Origin of the sequence: Providencia huaxiensis (assembly GCF_002843235.3) — a bacterium.
GTDB lineage: Bacteria > Pseudomonadota > Gammaproteobacteria > Enterobacterales > Enterobacteriaceae > Providencia > Providencia huaxiensis.
On the sequence record NZ_CP031123.2, the window covers coordinates 91,115 to 112,680 of the forward strand.

The 21,566-nt window shown below is 40.8% G+C and carries 18 protein-coding genes; 13 read left to right on the forward strand and 5 right to left on the reverse strand.

The genetic code is table 11. From position 1 onward, the window contains the following. Nucleotides 1-131: 131 nt before the first annotated feature. On the reverse strand, nt 132-908 hold the full coding sequence (gene yaaA, locus CYG50_RS01885) for a peroxide stress protein YaaA (protein WP_102138973.1): 777 nt from the start codon (nt 906-908) through the stop codon (nt 132-134). 282 nt (nt 909-1,190) lie between these two features. Here yaaA and tal point away from each other — a divergent pair, with 282 nt between their 5' ends. Both tal and mog read left to right on the forward strand, forming a co-directional pair. After that, on the forward strand, nt 1,191-2,144 hold the full coding sequence (tal, locus tag CYG50_RS01890; protein WP_102138974.1) for a transaldolase: 954 nt from the start codon (nt 1,191-1,193) through the stop codon (nt 2,142-2,144). Nucleotides 2,145-2,334: 190 nt separating this feature from the next. Continuing rightward, nucleotides 2,335-2,916, forward strand: a complete 582-nt coding sequence (gene mog / locus CYG50_RS01895) for a molybdopterin adenylyltransferase (RefSeq protein ID WP_102138975.1) — start codon at nt 2,335-2,337, stop codon at nt 2,914-2,916. A 79-nt stretch (nt 2,917-2,995) separates the two neighbouring features. Here the strand turns inward: mog and satP are convergent, their stop codons facing one another. Then, nucleotides 2,996-3,562: an acetate uptake transporter gene (gene satP / locus CYG50_RS01900; protein WP_004905651.1), complete on the reverse strand. Its 567-nt coding sequence runs from the start codon at nt 3,560-3,562 to the stop codon at nt 2,996-2,998. Between the two features lie 335 nt (nt 3,563-3,897). On the opposite strand from satP, the gene dnaK reads away from it, so the two are divergent. Both dnaK and dnaJ read left to right on the forward strand, forming a co-directional pair. Continuing rightward, nucleotides 3,898-5,808, forward strand: coding sequence for a molecular chaperone DnaK (gene dnaK / locus CYG50_RS01905; protein WP_102138976.1), 1,911 nt, complete (start codon nt 3,898-3,900; stop codon nt 5,806-5,808). A 110-nt stretch (nt 5,809-5,918) separates the two neighbouring features. Next, nucleotides 5,919-7,052, forward strand: a complete 1,134-nt coding sequence (gene dnaJ / locus CYG50_RS01910) for a molecular chaperone DnaJ (RefSeq protein ID WP_102138977.1) — start codon at nt 5,919-5,921, stop codon at nt 7,050-7,052. A gap of 67 nt (nt 7,053-7,119) precedes the next feature. On the opposite strand, the gene CYG50_RS01915 is transcribed toward dnaJ, so the two are convergent. Then, nucleotides 7,120-8,520 (reverse strand): amidohydrolase, encoded by a 1,401-nt coding sequence (locus tag CYG50_RS01915; RefSeq protein WP_102138978.1) that lies wholly within the window; start codon nt 8,518-8,520, stop codon nt 7,120-7,122. Between the two features lie 114 nt (nt 8,521-8,634). Continuing rightward, nucleotides 8,635-9,483: an EamA family transporter gene (locus tag CYG50_RS01920; protein ID WP_102138979.1), complete on the reverse strand. Its 849-nt coding sequence runs from the start codon at nt 9,481-9,483 to the stop codon at nt 8,635-8,637. Nucleotides 9,484-9,871: 388 nt separating this feature from the next. Here CYG50_RS01920 and nhaA point away from each other — a divergent pair, with 388 nt between their 5' ends. Next, nucleotides 9,872-11,047, forward strand: a complete 1,176-nt coding sequence (gene nhaA, locus CYG50_RS01925; RefSeq protein WP_102138980.1) for a Na+/H+ antiporter NhaA — start codon at nt 9,872-9,874, stop codon at nt 11,045-11,047. A gap of 194 nt (nt 11,048-11,241) precedes the next feature. Next, nucleotides 11,242-12,165: a transcriptional activator NhaR gene (gene nhaR, locus CYG50_RS01930; protein ID WP_102138981.1), complete on the forward strand. Its 924-nt coding sequence runs from the start codon at nt 11,242-11,244 to the stop codon at nt 12,163-12,165. Nucleotides 12,166-12,219: 54 nt separating this feature from the next. Here the strand turns inward: nhaR and rpsT are convergent, their stop codons facing one another. Beyond that, nucleotides 12,220-12,480 carry a 30S ribosomal protein S20 gene (rpsT, locus tag CYG50_RS01935; protein WP_004914688.1) on the reverse strand — a complete coding sequence of 87 codons (261 nt, stop codon included), beginning with the start codon at nt 12,478-12,480 and terminating at the stop codon, nt 12,220-12,222. Between the two features lie 587 nt (nt 12,481-13,067). On the opposite strand from rpsT, the gene ribF reads away from it, so the two are divergent. From ribF to carA, 7 genes are all read left to right on the forward strand, one after another. Beyond that, nucleotides 13,068-14,006: a bifunctional riboflavin kinase/FAD synthetase gene (ribF, locus tag CYG50_RS01940; RefSeq protein WP_102138982.1), complete on the forward strand. Its 939-nt coding sequence runs from the start codon at nt 13,068-13,070 to the stop codon at nt 14,004-14,006. 28 nt (nt 14,007-14,034) lie between these two features. After that, nucleotides 14,035-16,845, forward strand: coding sequence for an isoleucine--tRNA ligase (gene ileS, locus CYG50_RS01945; protein ID WP_102138983.1), 2,811 nt, complete (start codon nt 14,035-14,037; stop codon nt 16,843-16,845). Beyond that, on the forward strand, nt 16,845-17,348 hold the full coding sequence (gene lspA / locus CYG50_RS01950) for a signal peptidase II (protein ID WP_102138984.1): 504 nt from the start codon (nt 16,845-16,847) through the stop codon (nt 17,346-17,348). Before ileS ends, lspA begins: the two co-directional genes overlap by 1 nt. Nucleotides 17,349-17,430: 82 nt before the next feature. Beyond that, nucleotides 17,431-17,901, forward strand: a complete 471-nt coding sequence (fkpB, locus tag CYG50_RS01955; protein ID WP_102138985.1) for an FKBP-type peptidyl-prolyl cis-trans isomerase — start codon at nt 17,431-17,433, stop codon at nt 17,899-17,901. Beyond that, on the forward strand, nt 17,882-18,835 hold the full coding sequence (ispH, locus tag CYG50_RS01960; protein ID WP_102138986.1) for a 4-hydroxy-3-methylbut-2-enyl diphosphate reductase: 954 nt from the start codon (nt 17,882-17,884) through the stop codon (nt 18,833-18,835). The genes fkpB and ispH overlap by 20 nt, the downstream gene beginning before the upstream one ends. Before the next feature lie 289 nt (nt 18,836-19,124). Then, nucleotides 19,125-19,946: a 4-hydroxy-tetrahydrodipicolinate reductase gene (dapB, locus tag CYG50_RS01965; RefSeq protein ID WP_102138987.1), complete on the forward strand. Its 822-nt coding sequence runs from the start codon at nt 19,125-19,127 to the stop codon at nt 19,944-19,946. Between the two features lie 446 nt (nt 19,947-20,392). Continuing rightward, the gene (gene carA, locus CYG50_RS01970; RefSeq protein WP_168222822.1) at nt 20,393-21,556 is read left to right on the forward strand and encodes a glutamine-hydrolyzing carbamoyl-phosphate synthase small subunit; all 1,164 of its coding nucleotides are present in this window, start codon (nt 20,393-20,395) and stop codon (nt 21,554-21,556) included. Nucleotides 21,557-21,566 lie beyond the last annotated feature (10 nt).

Here is a 21,566-nt window from a genome sequence, read left to right on the forward strand (position 1 = left end):
AATCAATGCTAATTTGTTATTGGCTAGAAAGTTTATAAATAAACTGTGATAGAGCTGGAAAAAAGAATGAAGTATTTTGAAATACGTGGGTATCGGCTGTGCGCCAGTCCCCACGTTTTATGTATTAAGAATTAAGCTTGTTCTGAACGAGTAAATACCAGCTCGTTACCTTTAGATTGGCTTTCATCAAATTGATAGCCTTCCAAATTAAAATCAGCCAGTTGGTCTGTTGTCGTCAATTTATTTTGGATAATAAAGCGGCTCATTAAACCCCGCGCTTTTTTTGCATAAAAACTGATAACTTTATATTTACCATTCTTTTCATCAAGGAAAACAGGTTTGATGATTTGACCATCCAATTTCTTCGTATTCACGGATTTGAAGTACTCATCAGAAGCTAGGTTGATCAATATTTGGTCTTTCTGTTCTGCTAAGGTGTGATTTAACTGTTTGGTGATAATGTCTCCCCAAAACTCATACAAATCTTTTCCGCGGGTATTTTTTAAACGAATTCCCATTTCTAAGCGATAAGGCTGCATTAAATCTAGCGGTCTTAAAATACCGTAAAGACCTGATAATATGCGTAAATGGGATTGGGCAAACGCAAAATCGTCTTGCGAAAAGGTTTCAGCTTGCATGCCAGTATAAACATCCCCCTTGAAAGCGAGGATCGCTTGGCGTGCATTTTCTGGGGTAAAGTCCGCATGCCATTCTTCAAAACGAGCAGCGTTGAGCCCTGCAAGTTTGTCACTAATTTTCATTAAACTGGCGATATCCGCAGGGGTTAACTTACGACAGACATTAATTAATTTTTGAGACTCAGTGAGTAATTCAGGCTGAGTAAATTGCTGCGTCGCAAGTGGGCTTTCGTAGTCTAATGTTTTTGCAGGTGAAATTGTAATAAGCATGACTTGACCCTTTATAAAGAATGATACTGCTTACTTTAGCAAAAATTCTTCCTAATTGGGTAATTGATACGATAAGCCAAACCAATATTATTCTTTATTACAATAAGGGCGCAGTATAACTTGCTAAAAGGATTCAGTTTCTAATTGGCTAGCGAAACCGATTGCCAATCAAATAGTTGCTTTTGACTAGATTTACTTGCTTGCAGCAATATGGATGCATGATATTATCTGTAGACGGTGCGGCGATAGCCACAATTCCTTTATAACAACGAGATTAAAGAAATGACCGATAAACTAACCTCACTACGTAGTCTGACAACCGTTGTTGCTGATACTGGCGACATCGAAGCGATGAAGCTTTATAAACCACAAGACGCGACCACAAATCCATCGCTGATCTTAAATGCTGCACAAATTCCTGAGTACCGTAAATTAATTGATGAAGCGGTAGAATGGGCACGTAAGCAAAGCAGTAATCGTGAGCAACAAATTGTTGATGCTTGTGACAAACTGGCTGTTAATATCGGTCTGGAAATTCTGAAATTAGTTCCAGGTCGTATTTCTACTGAAGTTGATGCGCGCCTTTCTTATGATGAAGAAGCTTGTATTACTAAAGCGCGTCACTTAATTAAAATGTATAACGATGCAGGCATCAGTAATGACCGTATTCTGATTAAACTAGCTTCGACTTGGCAGGGTATCCGTGCTGCAGAGAAACTGGAAAAAGAAGGCATTAACTGTAACCTGACCTTATTATTCTCTTTTGCTCAAGCACGCGCTTGTGCGGAAGCAGGTGTATACCTGATTTCTCCATTTGTGGGCCGTATCCTTGACTGGTACAAAGCGAATACAGATAAAAAAGAATTCGCACCACATGAAGATCCAGGTGTAGTTTCTGTTACTGAAATCTACAATTACTACAAAGCTCACGGTTATAAAACTGTGGTTATGGGCGCAAGCTTCCGTAACGTGGGTGAAATCATTGAGTTAGCAGGTTGTGACCGCTTAACTATCTCCCCAGGCTTATTGAAAGAACTGTCTGAGTCACAAGGTGAATTAGTCCGTAAACTGACTGATACAGGTAAAACTCAAGAGCCAGGCGCTAAGTTAACTGAAGCTGAGTTCTACTGGCAGCACAACCAAGATCCAATGGCGGTTGATAAACTGTCTGACGGTATCCGTAAGTTTGCAGTAGACCAAGAAAAACTGGAAAAAATGATTGCAGATTTACTGTAATTTATTTCGTTTTTTCTTAAAACCCAGCCAGTTGGTTGGGTTTTTTTATACCTATTTTTCATTGAGTTAGTTCTCAATTTCAAGATATAAAATTGAGGTCGCTGTATGCAAAAGCGCATCATGCTATGATAATGCTCCTGTTTATCCATTAGTAGACAGTTTCTGAATTGATCAATTTTTTGAGGTTTGTATGAATGAATTGCGCATAGGTCTGGTTTCTGTTTCTGATCGTGCTTCGAGTGGTATTTATGAAGACAAAGGTATTCCAGCACTAGAAGAGTGGTTAGCAAAAACGCTGACAACCCCTTTTCGTATCGAAACTCGCCTGATCCCTGATGAGCAAATCATGATAGAGCAAACATTATGTGAGCTGGTGGATGAATTTGCTTGCCATTTAGTCCTCACTACTGGTGGCACAGGGCCCGCTCGTCGCGATGTCACACCTGATGCAACCCTTGCGATTGCTGACCGCGAGATGCCGGGTTTTGGTGAGCAAATGCGCCAAATTAGCCTGAAATTCGTCCCTACTGCGATACTATCACGTCAAGTGGGGGTAATACGTAACCAAGCTCTGATTTTAAATTTACCTGGACAGCCTAAAGCGATTGCGGAAACTCTGGAAGGTTTAAAAGACAAAGAAGGGAATGTGGTAGTTTCTGGTATTTTTGCCAGTGTTCCTTATTGCATTCAATTACTTGATGGCCCTTATGTAGAAACAGACCCTACAATTGTGAAAGCGTTCAGGCCTAAATCGGCTATTCGCTCTGAGTAGTCTTTTAATGTAATCAGGTGAGACTTAACTCACCTGATTAATAATATTTAATGCATAAAATCACATACGTTAGTTAAATTTAACCACGCTGGCCAATCGGTAATACTGTTTTGCCATATTGCTCATTTAATATTTCCGCAACTGCTAAATAAAATGCGCTAGCACCACAGATAATTCCTTCAAAACCTGCAAATTTTAGTAATGCTGCATTTCCTGTAATATTACCGATTGCTAATAAAGCGAATAATACAGTTAAGCTACCGAAGACAAATTGCAAAACAAAATTAGCTTTGAACGTTCCTAAAAACATGAAAAAGGTAAAAATTCCCCAAATAGCGAGGAAAACACCTAAAAATTCAGGTGAAGTTGCTTCGGCTAATCCCATTGATGGTAAAAATAATAAACCCACTAATGCAATCCAAAACATACCGTAAGAGGTAAATGCAGTTGCACCGAATGTGTTGCCTTTTTTGTATTCAATCAGACCCGCAATAAATTGAGCAATACCACCATAAAAAATGCCCATACTTAAAATAACGGATGAAAGAGGGAAAAAACCTGCGTTATGAATATTCAGCAGGATGGTTGTCATACCAAAGCCTAGTAAACCAAGTGGGCCTGGATTTGCAAGAGAGCTAGACTGCATATAACCTCTGGTAAAATATAAATAATTCAAATAGATAAGAAACAAAAAGTTTTGCCAAAGTGACAGCGGCGGCGCATCATACGCAGTTTTAATTGTTTAAACAATGATCACAAGACAGGTTTTTTTGCAATAAATGCAAATTTTTTTGATTCTCCCCCTTGATGAATGAATTTGTGACCCCATCTTAAAAGCATCAACTGATATCAATCCAAATTATTGCGTATTGAAAAATAATTTAGGCTCTGAGTGAAAACTCCCTTGAAAATGAAATATTGAGCCTCATATAGATTGATATCGAAATCATAGTGAAAAGAATTCCTTTGGAGGCGTTTTAGATGGGTAAAATCATTGGTATCGACTTGGGTACAACTAACTCATGCGTTGCAATTATGGATGGTACTACAGCTCGTGTTCTGGAGAACAGCGAAGGTGATAGAACGACTCCTTCCATCATTGCGTACACTCAAGATGGTGAAATTTTAGTTGGTCAGCCAGCAAAACGTCAGGCTGTGACTAACCCAGAAAATACTTTATTTGCAATCAAACGTTTGATTGGTCGTCGTTTCCAAGACGAAGAAGTTCAGCGCGACGTTTCTATCATGCCATATAAAATCATTGCGGCTGATAACGGCGATGCTTGGTTAGATGTGAAAGGCCAAAAAATGGCTCCACCACAAGTTTCAGCTGAAGTTCTGAAAAAAATGAAGAAAACAGCAGAAGACTATTTAGGTGAGCCAGTAACAGAAGCGGTTATTACTGTTCCTGCTTACTTTAACGATGCTCAGCGTCAAGCAACTAAAGATGCTGGCCGTATCGCGGGTCTAGAAGTAAAACGTATCATTAACGAACCAACAGCTGCGGCATTAGCATATGGTTTAGACCGAGAAATTGGTAACCGTACTATCGCGGTATATGACTTAGGTGGTGGTACCTTTGACTTATCAATCATCGAAATCGATGAAGTTGATGGTGAAAAAACCTATGAAGTTCTGGCTACTAATGGTGACACACACTTAGGTGGTGAAGACTTTGATACACGTTTAATTAACTATTTAGTTGAAGAATTTAAGAAAGAACAAGGTGTTGACCTGCGTAACGACCCGTTAGCAATGCAACGTCTGAAAGAAGCTGCAGAAAAAGCGAAAATTGAGCTGTCTTCTGCACAACAAACAGATGTTAACCTGCCGTATATTACAGCAGATGCAACAGGTCCTAAACACATGAATATCAAAGTGACTCGTGCGAAATTAGAGTCACTGGTAGAAGATTTAGTTAAGCGTTCTATGGAGCCAGTTAAAGTTGCTCTGCAAGACGCAGGCTTAAGCGTGAGCGAAATCAACGACGTTATCTTAGTTGGTGGCCAAACACGTATGCCAATGGTTCAAAAAGTTGTTGCTGATTTCTTTGGTAAAGAGCCACGTAAAGACGTGAACCCAGATGAAGCAGTTGCAATGGGTGCAGCAGTTCAAGGTGGTGTTTTAGCCGGTGATGTTAAAGACGTTCTGTTACTTGACGTAACTCCTCTGTCTTTAGGTATCGAAACCATGGGTGGCGTGATGACTTCGTTAATCTCGAAGAACACCACTATCCCAACTAAACATAGCCAAGTGTTCTCAACAGCGGAAGATAACCAAGCAGCGGTAACTATCCATGTTCTGCAAGGTGAGCGTAAACGTGCAAGTGATAACAAATCACTGGGTCAGTTTAACTTAGACGGTATTCAAGCTGCTCCACGTGGTATGCCACAAATCGAAGTGACTTTTGATATCGATGCTGATGGTATCTTGCATGTGTCTGCTAAAGATAAAAATAGTGGACGTGAGCAAAACATCACCATTAAGGCTTCTTCAGGCCTGAATGATGAGGAAATCGAAAAAATGGTACGTGACGCAGAAGCAAACGCTGAAGCTGACCGTAAATTTGAAGAGCTAGTTCAGGTTCGTAATCAAGCTGACCAATTAGTTCACGGTACTCGTAAACAAATCGAAGAAGCCGGTGATAAATTACCAGCTGAAGATAAAGCAAATATCGAAAAAGCAACTTCTGAATTAGAAGTGGCATCAAAAGGTGAAGATAAAGCGGATATCGAAGCGAAAATCCAAGCTTTAGTCACTGCATCTGCAAAACTGTTGGAAATCGCACAGCAACAAGCTCAAGCGGGCGGTGCAGCTGGCGCAGAAGCGAAGAAAGATGATGACGTTGTTGATGCTGAATTCGAAGAAGTTAACGACAAAGATAAAAAATAATGCCCTTAGCGGGCGCAGTAGCTGTAGCAAATGATAGTTAATGGTTACTGATACCGGATACGGGCGTCGAGGGAACTCTACGCCCGTTCCGCATGTTAAGGGTAAATTAAATGGCCAAAAGAGATTTTTATGAGGTATTAGGCCTCGAGAGAAATGCTTCTGAGAAAGATATTAAGCGTGCTTATAAGCGTTTAGCGATGAAGCACCACCCTGACCGTAATCAGGGAGATAAAGAGTCAGAAGATAAATTTAAAGAAATTAAAGAAGCTTACGAAGTACTTTCTGACGAGCAAAAACGTGCTGCTTATGACCAATATGGTCATGCTGCGTTTGAGCAAGGCGGAATGGGGGGCGGTGGCTTCGGTGGTGGTGCTGACTTCAGTGATATCTTTGGTGACGTCTTCGGTGATATTTTTGGCGGTGGCCGTAGACAGCAGCGCCCAAGCCGTGGTTCTGACCTACAGTACAACATGGAACTGACTCTCGAAGAGGCTGTCCGTGGAGTGACCAAAGAAATCCGTATTCCGACCTTGGAAACCTGTGACGTCTGTCATGGTAATGGTGCGAAGCCTGGGACGAGTGCAGATACGTGCTCTACCTGTCACGGTATGGGCCAAGTCCATATGCGCCAAGGCTTTTTCTCTGTACAACAACCTTGTCCAACGTGTCATGGTCGCGGTAAAGTTATCAAAGATCCATGCAACAAATGTCATGGTCATGGCCGTGTTGAAAGATATAAAACCCTGTCAGTCAAAATTCCTGCAGGGGTAGATACAGGTGACCGTGTTCGTTTATCAGGAGAAGGTGAGGCCGGAGAAAACGGAGCACCAGCAGGCGATTTATTCGTTCAGGTTCATGTATTACCTCATAACATTTTTGAGCGTGATGGTAATAACCTGCATTGTGAGGTTCCGATTAACTTTGCTGATGCAGCATTGGGGGGCGAAATTGAAGTGCCAACCCTTGATGGCCGTGTGAAACTGAAAATCCCAGCAGAAACTCAAACCGGTAAAATTTTCCGCATGAAAGGAAAAGGTGTGAAATCGGTACGTGGTGGTTTGCAAGGTGACTTAATGTGCCACATTGTTGTTGAAACCCCTGTAAAACTGAATGAAAAACAGAAAGAGTTACTCAAAGAATTTGGTGAGTCACTAGGTGGAAAGAGTGGTGAGAAGAATAGCCCGCGCTCTAAAAGCTTTTTAGATGGCGTGAAAAAATTCTTTGATGATTTAACTAATAAATAATTAGTTAATAATTGGTAATGTTAGAATGGCTGACTGAGCATATTGCCAAGTCAGCCATTTTTTTATCTTATTTTACGACTTCACCACTCGCAACTACGGTTTCACGGACTTTGTTAGCAAAATCTTGAGCTTCTTTAATAATGGTGCCTTCATCTGCGGTCAGCAACTGGCGGTCTTGCATCAATACCTTGCCATCAACAATAGTATGGCGAACATTAGCTCCATTTGCACCATAGACTAATGCGGCATAGGGGCTATACATAGGAACCATGTTTGGTGATTTAGTATCAATAACAATGATGTCAGCTAATTTCCCTGCTTCGAGAGAGCCTAATTTGTCTTCCATGTGTAACACGCGTGCAGAACCCATGGTTGCCATATCGACAACCGTGATCGGTGGCATTGCGGCTCTATCTTTATTGGCTAGTTTGTGAATTTTACCCACTAAGTTTAGCTCATTTAACGTCGTTAATGTATTACTCGACATCGGGCCATCCGTTCCTAAACCAACACGAATACCTTTTTCAAGCATGGTTGTGACCGGGGCGACCCCTTTAGCAGATTTCGTGTTTGCACTGATATTATGTGCGACACCAACATCATACTGTTTGAGGAGATCCATATCTTTTTCATCAACCATAATGGCATGAGCTGCAATAACTTTATTATTCAGTGCTCCAATATCAGCCATATATTGTACAGGGCTTTTCCCTCCCGTACGTTTGGCTATTTCTTCTTGCTCACGATCAGTTTCAGCCAGGTGGATCATCACTGGCACATTAAGTTCTTGAGACAATTTTGCGATTTTCTGTAAATGCTCTGTGGTATTGGTATAAGGTGCATGAGGCGCAAAAGCGGGTGTGATACGAGGGTGATCTTTGTATTGGTTGATAAAATTCACTGCATAATTGATACCTTCATCTGCATTTTTTGCATCAGCGACAGGAAATTGAATGACAGATTCCCCAAGGACAGCCCTCAATCCAATTTTATCAACGGTTTTAGCCACTTCATCTTCAAAATAATACATATCAACGTAAGTTGTGACACCACCTTTAATCATTTCAATATTAGCAAGGTTTGCTCCAACTCGTACCATTTCACGGGAGACCATTTTGTTTTCTAATGGGAAGATATAACGGTGTAAACGGTCTGGTACATCATCGGCCAAAGAACGGAACACGGTCATAGATGCATGTGTGTGAGTGTTAATTAACCCAGGCATGACAATGTCGCCATCAACCTTCAGGATATTAGGTGCTTGATAACTTTGAGCTAGTTCAGGGCCACCAACGGCAATGATTTTATTGCCTTTGATGACAACAGTACCATGGTCAATAATTTGTTTCTGGGCATCCATTGTTAAGATGGTTCCATCGACAATAATGATGTCAGCAGATGTAGCTGCAAAGCTAGAAAAAGAAGCACTAATAATGGAAACAGCCAGTAAAGATTTTAAAAACGACATTTTGGCCTCATATCTGGTGAGAAAATATAAAAATTATGAGTAAAAAATATTAATACTATTTCTGATAAAATTAAGTTTGCTGCTTACTGATTGAATATTCAAATAATAATTTTATTAATGACTTAATTTTGCTAATAAAATACCAAAAACAATAACGACACAGGCAACGACTCGCATTACGTTGAATTTTTCTTTGAGAAAGGCAATGGATAGGAACATGGCGAAAAGTACACTCGTTTCTCTAATCGCTGCGACCATGACAATTGGCGCTTGGCTCATCGCCCATATAGCAATGCCATAGCTAATGAGCTGCATTAGCCCACCGAGTAACCCTGAACGCCAGTATTGTTGAATTCCAACAATGAAGGTACCTCGGTATTTGATAAAACCGGGTATAGCTAACACCATTCCGTTCAATAAAAATAGCCAAAGTGTATATGTCACGGGATCTTCACTTGCTCTGGCTCCATAACCATCAGATAAGGTATAACAGGCAGTAAAGAAGGCAGTTGATATGGCAAAAGCTAGAGCTTTCCCATTGATATTTAATGTGAACTTTTTCCCAGCAAAGGCAATGAGCACGACACCACTAATAATAAATAAAACACCAATAAGACCCATCAATGGAATTAATTCATTAAATAGCAACACACCTAGTAGTGCCGTTATTAATGGGGCGGACCCGCGTGATATTGGATAAATCTGGCTTAAGTCACCGTGTGTATAAGCCTGACTTAAAAAATAGGTGTATCCAATATGAAAAAGTACGGATAGGGCTAACCAATGAATAGCTTCTGGTGACGGTAGGCCAAACCAAAATATTGCGGGTACCGCTAAGACGCCAGAAAAAACAGAAATCATGACTAGGCCGAAAAAACGGTCATTGCCAAATTTAACTATGGCGTTCCAGCTTGCATGGCAGAAAGCTGCAAACAGCACAGAAAGTAATACGTAAGTTGTCATTGTTAAATTGTAATCATTAGTATTTTATTAGCAATCCAAACACATTTTTTTGCGAAGCGCTTGGCAGATATCTTGTGGATAGTCTTCCATATTTAAAATTTTTACGAAAGGTATCGAAGAAAGAAATATATGTTTTTTGCCTGCGAAGATAAAAAGTGTAGATTTTTGATACCAAAAAAATTGAATTTATAAAGTCCGTTTATCACAAAATTTATTATTTGTTTTTATAAAAATTGTCTATAGTAAGATTAACGTTTTTTTCTCATTTGCCGTGATCTCTAACCTAAATTGATCGGTAATTTCGAGTGTTAAGCGATAAATAAACGATTTTTTACGAATTAATAATTAGCATAGTATTAACATTCAAAAAAACATTGAGGTTAAATATATGACAGCAATTATTCGTAAATTTTTAAGGTTAGAAGCAGCAGGGGGCTTACTTCTGATTATTGCTGCCATAGTCGCTTTAGTGATGGCAAATTCGCCATTGCAGGGGGCTTATCAGCAATTTTTAGATATCCCTATATCAATTAAAATATCAGAATTTGGTTTGGATAAGCCTTTGATATTATGGGTTAATGACTTCTTAATGGCGATTTTCTTTTTGGTGGTTGGCCTTGAAGTAAAACGTGAATTATTGGAAGGATCCCTCGCAGGACGTGACAAAGCGATATTTCCAGCAATTGCGGCACTAGGTGGAATGATTGCTCCTGCATTAATCTATTTATTATTTAATGGTGGAGATGCAGTTACCCAGCAAGGTTGGGCAATACCTGCCGCTACAGACATTGCTTTCGCGTTAGGTGTGATGGCGTTACTAGGTAAGCGAGTACCCACAGAGCTAAAAGTGTTCTTATTGGCATTGGCTATCATTGATGATTTAGGCGTTATCGTAATTATTGCATTTTTCTATACCAGCTCAGTTTCTTTGGTTGCATTGGGGTTATCAGCACTGTGTATTGCGATCCTTTGTATGATGAATTGGCGTAGAGTAGAGAATACAGCCGCTTACTTAGTTATTGGGTTAATATTGTGGGTGTGTATTTTGAAATCTGGTGTTCATGCCACATTAGCTGGGGTAATTGTCGGCTTCTTGATCCCTTTACGTGGTACTAACCAGACTAAGCCTTCAGAAGAATTGGAGCACGTCTTACATCCATGGGTTGTTTACTTAATTCTACCTATTTTTGCATTTGCTAATTCAGGTGTGCAACTTCAAGGTGTGACTTTTGACGGTTTATTAAGCCCACTGCCATTAGGGGTAGCCGCTGGCTTGATCTTAGGTAAGCCTATTGGGATTTTTCTGTTTAGTTGGGTTTCGGTAAAACTTGGGTTTGCAAAATTACCGGAGTCGATTAACTTAAAACAAGTATTTGCAGTTTCTGTACTGTGTGGGATCGGTTTTACTATGTCTATTTTTATCACTGGCCTCGCATTTGATGGGCTTGATGAGGTGTATAGTACCTATTCACGCCTAGGTATTTTGATTGGTTCGACGTTAGCCGCGTTTTTAGGGTATTTTATGTTAAGAGTAGTGTTACCGAAACAAAAAGAACCAATCTAATACAAGCTTATTGTGTAGTTTTGCAAATTATTAGTAAGAATTTCCGAGCTAATAATCTATGATATACCGTAGTGTGTTTATTAATACACTACGGTATTCATTTTAAAGGCCCTGAAAATATAGGGTACAGGTAAATGTGTATGGTCAATAGTAGTTACCATAACTAGACTAGCGACGGTACAAAAGGAATCGATATGCGGGTTTCACATCTTAATTTTAACCATCTTTACTACTTCTGGCATGTATGTAAAGAGGGCTCTGTTGTCGGAGCAGCAGAAGCGCTTTACCTGACTCCTCAGACAATTACAGGGCAAATAAAAGCACTAGAAGAGCGTTTAGGTGGCAAATTGTTTAAAAGGCAGGGGCGAGGTTTAGTGCCATCTGAGCTTGGACAATTAATTTTCCGCTATGCAGACAAAATGTTTATGCTTAGCCAAGAAATGCTCGATATTGTCAATTACAGCCGCGAATCTAACTTACTGTTTGATGTCGGGGTTGCGGATACGCTATCAAAACAGCTAGTAAGTAAAATATTAGAAACTACGGTTGTTGAGCATGAACAGATTCATTTACGTTGTTTTGAATCAACCCATGAACTGCTATTAGAACAGCTCAGCCAACATAAATTAGATATGATTTTATCTGACTGCCCAGTTGACTCATCGCAGCAGGAAGGCTTGTTTTCGGTGAAATTGGGCGAGTGTAATATGAGTTTCTTTTGCCGTCAGCCTATCCCTAAAAAGCCATTTCCTGAATGTTTAGAGGAACGTCGCTTATTGATCCCTGGTCGGCGATATTTGTTAGGTAGGCATATACTCGCTTGGATCCGCAATAAAAACTTGCAGGTTGAAGTATTAGGTGAATTCGATGATGCCGCACTTATGAAAGCATTCGGCATGCATTATAACGCAATTTTTGTTGCTCCTTCGCAATATACACCTGATCTTTTAGGTGGAGAAGATATTGTGGAGTTAGGGCGTTTAGAGAGCGTTAAAGAAGAATATTACGTTATTTTTGCAGAGAGAATGATCCAGCACCCAGCAGTACAGCGAGTGTGTAATAAAGATTTTTCAGATTTATTTTCAGTTCCGCTTGATAGCCTAGATAAAAAACAATAATAAATAAAAAAACCGGCATAAGCCGGTTTTTTTTAAGCTAATCAAGAAGCAAAATTACATTGCTTTGATTTGAGCAACTAAGTTAGCTTTATGACGTGCTGCTTTATTTTTGTGGATCAGGCCTTTAGTAGCATGGCGATCAACAATAGGTTGCATGTCATTGAATGCTTTCTGAGCAGCTTCTTTATCGCCTGCAGCGATAGCAAGGTAAACTTTCTTGATAAAAGTACGTACCATAGAGCGACGGCTAGCGTTATGCTGGCGACGTTTCTCTGACTGAACGGCACGTTTCTTAGCTGATTTGATATTAGCCAAGGTCCAACTCCCAAATGTATTCTATTGAGGACAATTCAAAGGTCGAGGAATATGCCCTTTCGCCCTTCATTTGTCAATGGATTTGTGCAAATAAACATCGTGTACTTCGATGTTCATGCGCTGTGAATGGTGCAAGATTCTATCAGCAAATATGAGAAGAATACAGATCTTCGCGTGAAAAAATGCGTAATTGATGGCAGAAATTTAAAAAGAACTAAGACGAAAAATAATTTTTAGCTTATCAATCAATATAGAGTATGAAAATTAATCATGATATGGTTGTTTTTTGTTCTTTTTAACCGTTCGGTTATAACCATTGAAGTATAAAACATAAAAATATAATATTTTTAGAGACCTTGGAACAAATTTGTTGTATTGATAATCCATTGGTTACCCCAAAGTTTTTGATGTTCGAATGCAATAGCTCTGTTGGGGAGCGTAATAACCCACTAATTGCATAAAATAGTGGGGAATAAGTCGTGTAGAGATCAAAAAAATAGGGTTTAATGAAACCTTTTGCGAACTAAGGTTAACCTTATGCGTCGTACAAGGTATAATCCTGCAATTTCCTCGGTATTGAGCCTGTTATGGAGCTAATTCGCGGTATACAGAATATCCGGGCGTGCCATCATGGTTGCGTGCTGACTATCGGTAATTTTGATGGTGTCCATCGTGGGCATCAGGTTTTACTTCAAAATTTGAAACTTAAGGGGGCTCAGTTAGGGCTACCAACTGTTGTGATGATATTTGAGCCACAGCCCCTTGAATTTTTTATTGGTGACAAGGCGCCTGCGCGTTTGACACGCCTGCGAGACAAAGTTAAATATCTCGCAGATAGTGGTATCGATTACCTCTTATGTGTTGAATTTAACCAGCACTTTGCATCATTAACACCTGCTGAGTTTGTTTCTGACTTACTCGTCAATAAGCTTGGTGTAAAGTATCTCGCTATAGGTGATGATTTCCGCTTTGGGAAAAATCGCATGGGGGACTTTGCTTTTTTACAACAAGCGGGTGATGAATTTGGTTTTGAAGTTGCAGATACAGAAAGCTTCTGTGATTCAGGGCTACGTATCAGCAGTACAGCGATACGTAAGGCAATTCAAGAAAATAATCTTGAATTAGCTGAAAGCCTATTGGGGCACTCTTATCGTATTAGCGGGCGAGTGGTTCATGGTAATCAACTTGGCAGAACAATAGGTTTTCCGACAGCAAACCTACCGTTAAAACGTTTAGTCACACCCGTTACTGGTGTGTATGCTGTAGAAGTTTACGGTTTAGGTGATAAGCCTTTACCGGGTGTGGCAAATATTGGCACACGTCCGACTGTATCTGGAAAAGGAACACAGTTAGAAGTTCATCTGATTGATGCAAATATGGATTTATATGGGCGTCATATCGATGTAGTGTTACGTAAGAAATTACGTGATGAGCAGCGGTTTGCTTCGTTGGAAGCGCTTAAGGAGCAAATTGCTAATGATGTAATTGCAGCGAGAGAGTATCTTACTGCAATAGGAATCAGATAATTTAGCGGAAAATTGGAACTGAGAATCGATGAGTGACTATAAAAATACCCTGAATCTACCAGAAACAGGGTTCCCAATGCGTGGCGATCTCGCTAAACGCGAACCACAGATGTTAGAGCGCTGGTACAAAGAAGGTTTGTATCAGGCAATCCGTAAAGCAAAATCGGGCAAAAAAACCTTTATTCTGCACGATGGCCCTCCATATGCTAACGGCAGTATTCATATTGGTCACTCAGTTAACAAAATTCTCAAAGACATTATTATTAAGTCCAAAGGGTTGGCGGGCTATGACTCCCCATACATCCCAGGTTGGGACTGCCATGGATTACCGATTGAACACAAAGTTGAACAAATCGTCGGTAAGCCAGGGGAAAAAGTTTCCGCTGCTGAATTTCGTGCACAATGCCGTCAATACGCTAAAGAGCAAATTGAAGGCCAAAAAGCTGATTTCATGCGTCTAGGTGTATTAGGTGAGTGGGATAAACCTTATCTAACAATGGATTTTAAAACCGAAGCTCACATCATTCGAGCATTGGCGAAAACTATTGCAAACGGCCATTTAGTGAAAGGGGCAAAACCTGTTCACTGGTGTACTGCCTGTGGTTCTTCATTAGCAGAAGCTGAAGTTGAATATTATGATAAAACTTCACCATCTATCTATGTTCGCTTCCCAGCCGTAGATGGTAAAGCTGTGTGTGAAAAATTTGGCATTGTTAGCGAAAAAACACCTTCGTTAGTCATCTGGACAACAACGCCTTGGACTTTGCCTGCTAACCGTGCGATTTCTTTAAACCCTGAGTTTAAATATGATTTAATCGAAGTAAATGGTGAGTTACTCATTTTAGCTGCCGACCTTGTCGAAGTGGTGATGAAAACGGTAGGGGTTGAGGCATGGGCCGTTTTAGGTGAATGTGAAGGTTCTGCACTTGAGCTTTTACGTTTCCAGCATCCATTTATGGGCTTTGATGTGCCTGCAATTTTGGGTGACCACGTGACATTAGACGCCGGTACGGGGGCTGTTCATACTGCACCGGGCCATGGTCCTGAAGACTATGTTGTTGGCCAAAAATATGGTTTAGAAACAGCGAACCCTGTGGGCCCTGATGGCTGCTTCTTACCAAATACTTATCCAACATTAGATGGTGTATTTATTTTCAAAGCGAATGACCTTATCGTTGAATTATTGAACGAAAAAGGCGCGTTACTATACAAACAAGCGATTCAACACAGCTACCCATGCTGCTGGCGCCATAAGACTCCAGTTATCTTCCGTGCTACGCCACAGTGGTTTATCGGTATGGATAAAAACGGCTTACGTGAACAATCTCTGAAAGAAATTGATATTGTTCAATGGATCCCGGGTTGGGGGCGCGCACGTATTGAGTCAATGGTTGAAAACCGTCCAGACTGGTGTATTTCTCGTCAACGTACTTGGGGTACCCCAATGTCGTTATTTGTTCATAAAGACACTGAAGAACTGCACCCTCGTACATTAGAATTAATGGAAGAAGTGGCTAAGCGTGTTGAAGTGGATGGCATCCAAGCATGGTGGGATCTTGACCCTGCTGAGCTGTTGGGTGATGAAGCCGAAACATATCGTAAAGTACCTGACACCTTAGATGTATGGTTTGACTCTGGCTCAACGCACTTTGCGGTTGTGGATGCACGCCCTGAATTCCATGGTAATTCAGCGGATATGTACCTCGAAGGGTCGGACCAACACCGCGGCTGGTTTATGTCATCATTGATGTTATCAACAGCAATGAAAGGTAAAGCACCTTATCGCCAAGTATTGACACATGGCTTCACTGTTGATGGCCAAGGCCGCAAAATGTCTAAATCTTTAGGCAACACAGTGAGCCCTCAAGATGTCATGAATAAACTGGGTGCTGACATCTTACGTTTATGGGTTGCATCAACGGATTACACCGGTGAAATCGCAGTTTCAGATGAAATTTTAAAACGTGCTGCGGACTCATACCGCCGTATTCGTAATACCGCGCGTTTCTTACTGGCTAACCTGAGTGGCTTCAATCCTGAAACCGACATGGTGAAACCAGAAGATATGGTGGTTTTAGACCGCTGGGCGGTGAGCCGTGCTTTAGAAGCTCAGCAAGAGATTGCTAAAGCTTATGATGAATACGACTTCTTGTCTGTGATCCAGAGACTAATGCATTTCTGCTCCATTGAAATGGGGTCATTCTATCTGGATATCATCAAAGACCGTCAGTATACCGCGAAAAGTGATAGCTTAGCGCGTCGTAGCTGCCAAACTGCATTATTCCATATTGTTGAAGCGTTAGTGCGTTGGATGGCTCCAGTTCTGTCATTCACTTCTGATGAAATTTGGAATGAATTACCAGGAAAACGTGCTCAATTCGTTCTTACAGAAGAGTGGTATGACGGTTTATTTGGTTTAGATGAATCAAATGAAATGAACAACAGTTTCTGGACTGAGCTACTGGCTGTTCGTGGTGAAGTGAATAAGGTCTTAGAACAAGCGCGTACTGATAAACTCATCGGGGGCTCATTAGAAGCTGCTGTGACATTGTATGCCGATAAAGCTCTGGCCGAAAAACTGCAAAGCCTTGGTGATGAATTACGCTTTGTTTTACTGACATCACAAGCCCATGTAGCTGATATCGCAACAGCTCCTGCAGATGCGCAAGAAAGCGAATTAAAAGGCCTGAAAATTGCGTTCAGTAAAGCTGCGGGTGAAAAATGTCCTCGCTGCTGGCACTACGCAAGTGATATTGGCTCTTCGAGCGAGCAACCAGAAATTTGTGGTCGCTGTGTTACTAACGTAGCCGGTAACGGCGAAACGCGTAAGTTTGCTTGATGAAGACGCCAGTTTGTTCCACCGGTTTGCGTTGGTTATGGTTGACCATTGTGATCATCGTTGCGGATTTAGGCATTAAGCAGTTAGTGCTTAGTGACCTAAATCTGTACGAGCCACATCCGATAATGCCATTTTTCAACATAATGTACGCACAAAATTTTGGAGCGGCATTTAGTTTCTTGGCTGATGAAGGTGGCTGGCAACGTTGGTTCTTTGCAGGTATTGCAATTGGGATATCCATTATCCTAATGGTCATGATGTATCGTCAAAGCGCACAAAAACGCCTATCAAATATTGCTTATGCATTGATTATTGGTGGTGCTATCGGTAATTTAAGCGATCGTTTAGTTCATGGCTTTGTTATTGATTATCTTGATTTTTACGTTGGTAATTGGCATTGGCCAACATTCAACCTAGCAGATATGGCGATATGTATTGGTGCGGCCCTTGTCATTTTTGAAGGTTTCTTACCTGATAAATCAAAGCAAGAAAAAGCCAAATAAGATGGCAGCGTACTAGGTTAGAATGTAATAACTCACAGCCCAGATTTTCTGGGCTGAATTTTATGATAAATAGGTTTGGTTTATGTCTACTCAAATACAGACGCAGAGCTCTGTTTTACTGCATTTCACATTGAAATTGGAAGATGGCTCTACGGCTGACTCCTCGCACGCACAAGGAAAGCCTGCGTTATTTGTTTTAGGGAATGACTCCTTATCGCCAGAACTTGAAGCCCAATTGATTGGCCTTAATGAAGGTGAAAAGAAAAGTTTCTCGCTGCCCGGAGATACTGTTTTTGGGAAACATAACCCTGACTTAGTTCAATATTTTTCATTGCGTGATTTTATAGAAACAGGCATTCCTGAAATTGGTACGATAATGCTATTTACGGCGATGAATGGCAGTGAAATGCCAGGTGTAGTAAAATCAATTGAAGGTGAGTCGATTACTATTGATTTTAATCACCCTCTCGCAGAGCAGCAGATTAGTTTTGATATCGAAGTGCTTGAAGTAGATCCGCAATTGGAGAATCACAATGCAAATATTAATGGCTAACCCTCGTGGGTTTTGTGCAGGCGTAGACCGCGCAATTAGCATCGTAGAAAGGGCGTTAGAAATATATGGTGCTCCGATTTACGTTCGTCACGAAGTGGTTCATAACCGTTATGTTGTTGATGATTTACGTCAACGTGGTGCTATCTTTATTGAGGAAATCTCAGAAGTACCAGATGGGTCTATTTTGATTTTTTCTGCGCATGGCGTTTCCCAAGCTATTCGTCAAGAAGCTCGCTCTCGCGATCTAACAATGTTATTTGATGCGACTTGTCCTTTAGTGACGAAAGTTCATATGGAAGTTGCACGAGCGAGCCGCAAAGGCAAAGAAGCCATTTTAATTGGCCACGCTGGGCACCCAGAAGTCGAAGGTACGATGGGGCAATATAGCAACCCTGAAGGTGGGATGTATCTTGTTGAAAGCCCAGAAGATGTTTGGAAACTGAAAGTGAAAGATGAAAATAATCTCTCTTTCATGACACAAACGACGCTTTCTGTTGATGATACTTCTGATGTCATTGATGCGCTGACATCTCGCTTTCCAAGTATCGTTGGGCCTCGTAAAGACGATATTTGTTATGCAACGACTAACCGCCAAGAAGCGGCGAGAGAGCTTGCAGAACGTGCTGACATTGTTTTAGTCGTCGGTTCTAAAAACTCATCGAACTCAAACCGTCTTGCGGAGTTAGCTTCGCGTATGCAAAAACCTGCCTATTTAATTGATGGTGCGGAAGATATTAAAACGGAATGGTTAGCGGATAAAAATATTATCGGCTTGACAGCAGGGGCATCTGCGCCAGACATTTTAGTTCGACAAGTTATTGATAGACTTAAAGAATTGGGAGCTGATTCTGTTGTTGAATTGCAAGGCCGTGAAGAAAATATCGTCTTCGAAGTTCCTAAAGAATTAAGGGTTGAAGTCAAAGAGATTAATTAATCATTTGATTTTAATTACGGAAACAGCCGCTTTATGATCCCGATCTCGCGGCTGTTTTAACCTTTCCATTCAAATAGTTCCTTTCGAATATCCTCTGAATTAAAACTTTTACTGATAATCCTTTCTCTCTCTACGCTTTTGTTAATAACGATACATTTTTGCTAGCAGAATATGGTCAGGATAGTTAATCTGTATCACAATCATTTCTAAACTGTGGGTAAAAATAGTCTTTTTATCCTAAGCAACAGTTCAAATTTATCTATTTGCATTAATTAAAAAAGGATAAACCATGGCGAATTCAGTGGTACGTGTTGCAGTCGTTGGTGCAGGTGGGCGTATGGGACGCCAGCTAATTCAAGCCGCGCAGCAACAGGATGGCATTCAATTAGGTGCAGCGATTGAGCGTGAGGGCTCATCGCTTATCGGGACAGATGCAGGTGAGCTCGCTGGTATCGGTAAGTTAGGTATTTCCATTGTTGATTCGCTAAATCAGGTTGTTAATGATTTTGATGTTGTCATTGATTTCACTCGCCCAGAAGGGACTTTACACTACCTTGCATTTTGTAAAGCCAACCAAAAAGCGATGGTAATTGGAACGACAGGTTTTGATGAGCAAGGTAAGCAAGCCATCGCCGAAGCGGCGAAATCCATTCCTATTGTCTTTGCGGCAAATTTCAGTGTTGGTGTCAATGTGGTGCTGAAATTACTGGAAAAAGCAGCAAAAGTGATGGGAAATTACACTGATATTGAAATTGTTGAAGCACATCACCGCCATAAAGTGGATGCGCCATCAGGTACGGCTCTAGCTATGGGGGAGTCTATTGCTACTGCACTTGGGAAAGACTTAAAAGAGTGTGCGGTATATACCCGTGAAGGTTATACAGGGGAGAGAGAACCTGGAACCATTGGTTTTGCAACTATTCGTGCTGGGGATATTGTCGGTGAACATACCGCAATGTTTGCAGATATTGGTGAGCGAGTAGAAATTACCCATAAGGCCTCTAGCCGTATGACCTTTGCAAATGGCGCCATCAGGGCATCCGGTTGGGTTTGCGATAGAAATAGTGGGTTATATGATATGAAAGATGTATTAAACCTGGATGATTTATAGTTTTTTTATTTTTATTTTCAATTATAAATTAGTTAGTTGTGATTTGTTTTTTGTATTTTTAATATCGATTTAAATTATTTCATTTTAAATCGATATTAATTCATGTTTTATGTGTTTTTCTCTTCTTTTTTGGTCGTTAATTATCCTTTTCTCCCTCTTCTAGCTGGGTTATTATCAATAAACTAGTTATCTTGCTTTGCAACCGTTTACTTATTCATTTTTACTATGGTTTATACTGATCATCCAACTAAAAATGAGGTAGTTAAGTAAAAAAGTAAGATAAAAGTGAAAAAAATGCATTTTTTTCTAGACAAGACTCCATCTCATCATTAGAATGCGCGCAATTTGCCAAAAATTTGCTTAAAAACTCATTTTGGCATTGATTTAGATCGCAAAATCTGAATTAATATGCATAAAACGTGATTTATTATTCTCCGGAGGGTGTTTTGATTAAGTCAGCTATATTGGTTCTGGAAGACGGAACCCAATTCCACGGGCGTGCTATCGGTGCAGAAGGCGCTGCTGTTGGAGAAGTCGTTTTCAACACGTCGATGACCGGATATCAAGAAATAATTACAGACCCTTCCTATTCCCGCCAAATTGTTACTCTCACTTATCCCCATATTGGTAATGTCGGCACTAATGCTGATGACGAAGAATCTCCAAATGTTCATGCGCAAGGCTTAGTCATTCGTGACTTACCATTGGTTTACAGTAACTTCCGCGGGCAAGAAGGGTTATCCGAATATCTAAAACGCCATAACGTCGTGGCGATTGCGGATATCGATACACGTAAATTGACACGTTTACTGAGAGAAAAAGGCGCACAAAACGGTTGTATCATTGCGGGTGATAACCCTGATGTTGCACTCGCATTGGAAAAAGCGCGTAGTTTTTCAGGTTTGAATGGGTTGGATTTGGCAAAAGAAGTCTGCACTAAAGAGATTTATAACTGGTCCCAAGGTTCATGGACGCTGGAAAATGGCCAGCAAGGCGCGAAAACCGCGGAAGAACTCCCTTTACATGTTGTCGCTTATGACTTCGGTGCGAAGCGTAATATCTTACGTATGTTAGTTGATCGCGGCTGTCGTTTAACGGTGGTGCCAGCAGCAACATCCGCAGAAACCGTATTGGCGATGAACCCCGATGGTATTTTCTTATCGAATGGTCCTGGTGACCCGGCCCCTTGTGATTATGCAATCAAAGCAATTGAAACCTTTTTAACCACAGAAATCCCCGTATTTGGTATTTGTTTAGGTCACCAATTACTTGCTCTGGCTAGCGGAGCCAATACCATGAAAATGAAGTTTGGCCATCATGGTGCTAACCATCCTGTTAAAGATTTAGACAAAGATGTGGTGATGATCACGGCGCAAAACCATGGTTTTGCGGTTGATGAATCGACACTTCCCGACACACTGCGCGTGACTCACAAGTCACTGTTTGATGGAACATTGCAAGGTATTCACCGTACGGATAAACCTGCATTTAGTTTTCAAGGCCACCCAGAAGCAAGTTCAGGGCCACATGATGCGGCAAATTTATTCGACCATTTTATTGAGTTAATTAATGAATACCGCCAAAACACCCCTCGTCAAAACGCACAATAATCGGGAGCAA